This is a genomic window from Thiomicrorhabdus cannonii (genome assembly GCF_013391695.1).
GTDB lineage: Bacteria > Pseudomonadota > Gammaproteobacteria > Thiomicrospirales > Thiomicrospiraceae > Thiomicrorhabdus > Thiomicrorhabdus cannonii.
Window position 1 is genome coordinate 1 of sequence record NZ_JACBGH010000046.1, and the last position, 397, is coordinate 397.

The 397-nt window shown below is 59.2% G+C and carries 1 protein-coding gene; it reads right to left on the reverse strand.

Annotation, left to right across the window (positions count from 1 at the left end; translation table 11 throughout):
- Positions 1–35 precede the first annotated feature (35 nt).
- On the reverse strand, positions 36–397 hold a 362-nt coding region (locus HZ297_RS11900), incomplete at its 5' end, for a hypothetical protein (RefSeq protein ID WP_439333575.1).

Sequence of the window (397 nt, forward strand, 5' to 3'; positions counted from 1 at the left end):
TTTAAAGGGAGTGCAAGACACGGGAAGGCCTTTCATCAGCGTTTATCAATAGGGGTGAGTTCCAGTTCGCCGCGGGCGAGCGCCTGGAGGGTGTGCATGAGTCGAGAAAGGTCTTCGGCAGCAAACGTCGGAAAACCCATCATTTCGGCGAGGAAGACTCCGTCCAAGGCAAATAGAACGATTCCGGCGATATCGGTGCCGCGTGGAGATTTGCTCGCGTTCTCGTACTGCCTGCGGTACCAGCCGCGCACAGGCTCAAGCAGCGTGGGGTCTTCAGCCACGGCCGCCAGCAATGCAGCGCTCATCTTTTGCATCCCGCCGTCAGGCATAGCCGAGACCTGGCTGGATAGCCAAGGGTCTGGATCGCCGACGAATGGCAGCTCTCGCTCTTCCTGCC